General features: G+C 69.5%; 3 protein-coding genes. 1 reads left to right on the top strand and 2 read right to left on the bottom strand.

Translation table 11 applies throughout. The annotated features are described in order from the left end of the window. Together Q0L15_RS17150 and Q0L15_RS17145 are read right to left on the bottom strand one after the other, a co-directional pair. A partial coding sequence (locus Q0L15_RS17150; RefSeq protein WP_296605666.1) for an ABC transporter substrate-binding protein occupies positions 1-940 on the bottom strand: 940 nt, incomplete at its 3' end. Between the two features lie 33 nt (positions 941-973). Next, positions 974-2,362 (bottom strand): serine hydrolase, encoded by a 1,389-nt coding sequence (locus Q0L15_RS17145; protein WP_296605665.1) that lies wholly within the window; start codon positions 2,360-2,362, stop codon positions 974-976. 194 nt (positions 2,363-2,556) lie between these two features. On the opposite strand from Q0L15_RS17145, the gene Q0L15_RS17140 reads away from it, so the two are divergent. Beyond that, positions 2,557-3,084 (top strand): cache domain-containing protein (locus Q0L15_RS17140; RefSeq protein WP_296605664.1); only part of this gene is annotated, 528 nt, incomplete at its 3' end.

Genomic DNA, 3,084 nt, shown 5'->3' with positions numbered 1-3,084 from the left:
TGAAGTCGATCGCCTGGGTGAGCGCCATCCGGACGTCGGCGTCGGCGGTGTCGTGACCGTCGTTGTGGTTGTACCACTGCTCTCCGGCCATGGCCGGCGTGCTCGTGTGGAACATGTCTTGGGCGTCGAGGCGCTTGGCGTCGGGGCCCTGGATGGTCGCCGCATTGATCTCGCCGGAGACGAGCAGGTTGGCAGCGGTCCCCTCGTTCTGGATCACCTTCATGACGATCGTGTCGGGCAGGCCCTGCTCGTCGGTCGTCGCCCCGTCGGGGCCCCAGGTGTAGCCGTCGCGCTTCTGGTAGGTGTAGTGGTCGCCCGGCACCGCCTCGCTGAGCTCGTAGGGGCCGGTGCCCGCCGTCGAGTCGGCGAGGCTCTTGCGGTCCTTCAGCCCCGACTCGCACACCATCGGGAGGCTGCCGAACCCGTTGAGCACGAACGGCGCGGGCTGGGCCAGCGTGACCGTCACCGTGCCGGTGGCGTCGTCGGCCTTGGCGGTGGCACCGGCCGGCAGGAACGTGCCGAGGTAGGCGCTCTTGTTCTTGGGGTTGCCGACGTAGGCGATGTTGTCGGCGACGGTGGTGGCGGTGAACTCACTGCCGTCGGCGCAGGTGATGCCGTCGTTGAGGGTGAAGGTGACCGTGGTGCCGTCCACCGACCACTCCTTGGCCAGCTGTGACTCGATCTCGCCGGTCTGGCCGTCGACGGAGACCAGGTTGTCGTAGGCCAGCTGGTTGACGGCGAAGAGCTGGCTGCTCGCCGAGGAGTGCGGGTCGAGCTTGCCGGGGTCCCCGGCGATCGCCATCGTGAACGTGCCGCCATCGGCGTACTCGCTGTCACCTCCCCCGCCGCCCGCACCTCCCGGGGAGTCGCTGCTGCCACCGCAGCCGGCGAGCAGAGCAGTGGTCACGCACAGTCCGAGAGCGGTCGCGGTCAGCTTCATGACGGTCTTCCTCGAGGTTCTCACGCGGGTGGGTCAGGCTCCGGCGCGCCGGATGGCGCGACCGACGTGGAGGTAGAGGGCATGGCCCTCGCCGTCGTCGCCGACGAAGGCGTGCGGGAGGTGCATGCCGCGGTCGGCCTCGATCGGGATCAGGCTGTCCTCGCCGAACGGCACGAGCTCGCTGGTCTCGCGCTGGGCGCCCATCTCGGCGATCTCGCCCTTGGGGATCGTCTCGATCCAGATCCGGCCGTCGTCGTCCTGGGTGACGACGAGGTCCATGACGTCGGCGGAGTAGGTGCCGACGTACCGACTGGCGTCGATGCGCTCGGGGTCGGCAGGCGGGATCGGGAGGGCGGGCAGCGCGGTGTCGGTGAGCTGCTCGATCACCTGGCCGATGACCTCGTGGTAGAGCGACATCGCGTCGCCGCCGTTGGTGAGGAGTGCGACCGCGACCCCGGCCTCGGGGACCATCCGCATGAAGGCGTACTGGCCGATCGTGCTGCCGTCGTGGCCGATGACGTCGCCCTCGGGCACGTCGAAGCGCTCGAAGCCGAGGCCCCAGGACGTCCCCATGATGCCGAGGTAGGGCAGGTCGACCTCGCGGGCCTGCATCCGCGCGGCGGTGCCGGGCGCGAGGACCTGGGTGCCGTCCGCAGCCTTGCCGTCCTCGAGGTGCATGCGAGCGAACGCGAGCAGGTCGCGCGGCCGCATCGCGAGCATCGAGCCGGCGGGCGAGTTGGAGCGGGCCATCGCCCAGATCGGCGCCGGGTCCGCGGGAGCGTCGGGCCCCGTGGGGATGTGGCCCATCGCGGCGCGGAACGTGATCGCCTCGTAGACGCTCGCGGCGGCGTGGGTCAGGCCGAGCGGGGCGAACAGGTGCTCTCGCAGGCAGTCGTCGTACGTCTTCCCCCGCAGCACCTCGACGAGCCGGCCGAGCACGACGAAGCCCGCGTTGTTGTAGGAGAAGCGCTCGCCGGGAGGGAAGAGCTGGGGGACGTCGTGCAGCACGCCGAGGTACTTCTCGACGCAGTCGTCACCCACACCGGTGTCGGTGAAGATGTCGCCCTCGAAGCCGGCGGTGTGGTTGAGCAGCTGGTGGACGGTGATGGCCGCGGCGGCGTCCTTGTCCCCGATCTCGAACTCCGGCAGGTAGCTGCGCACCGGGGCCTCGAGGTCGATCTTGCCCTCGTCGACGAGCTGCATGACGAGCGTCGCGGTCCACAGCTTGGTGATCGAGCCGATCTGGAAGACCGAGTCGGCGGTCGCCTCGACCCCGGTCGCCCTGTTCAGAACACCGGCCGCGCCGTCGACGACCTCGCCACCGGCGAGGATCGCGTACGCCGCTCCGGGCACCTGGTGCTTCTCGATCAGGCCGGGCAGCTGCTCGGCGATCCTGGCCTCGACGTCGCGCAGTGAGCTCATGACGCTCACCGTAAAGAAGGCCGATCGGCGCTGTGTTCGTCGGCCGGAACAAGCCCGGACCGGCCCTTCCGTCCGATCGCACAGGCGCGTGTCACAGCCATGTGAACCGGACGACGCCCGGCCGGAATGTGACCCAGTTCACGAAGTCGCTGGAAAGTACTTTGGTCCGGGTCCTTCGGGCCGATCGGCCCCACATGACCCGAATGCGCTCCCTGAGATCGGCCTCCATCCAGACCCGGCTCATCGTCATCGTGCTGCTCTTCGCGATCGGCGTGGCCGCGCTCGCTGCGCTGGCCTCGGCCCGCATGGAGGGCCGGATCCTCACCGAGCGCAAGCACGCGACCAAGTCGGTCGTCGAGACCGCGCTCGGGGTCGTCAGCTACTACGGCGCGGAGCAGGAGGCCGGCCGGATGAGCGAGGAGGACGCGCAGGCCGCGGCCCTCGCCGCGGTGGAGCAGCTGCGCTACTCCGGCACGGAGTACTTCTGGATCAACGACATGGGTCCGACGATGATCATGCACCCGGTCAAGCCGGAGCTGGACGGCAGCGACCTGTCGGGCACCGAGGACCCGGACGGCAAGAAGCTGTTCGTCGACATGGTGAAGGTCGTCCAGGACAAGGGGGCCGGGTTCGTGGAGTACCAGTGGCCGAAGCCGGGGGCGGAGGAGCCGCAGCCGAAGGTGTCGTACGTCGCGGGCTACGAACCGTGGGGCTGGGTGATC

Origin of the sequence: Nocardioides sp. (genome assembly GCF_024509035.1) — a bacterium.
In the GTDB taxonomy this organism is placed as follows: Bacteria; Actinomycetota; Actinomycetes; order Propionibacteriales; family Nocardioidaceae; genus Nocardioides.
The sequence above is the reverse complement of the archived record's forward strand: the minus strand, read 5'-3'. Positions and strand labels throughout refer to the sequence as shown.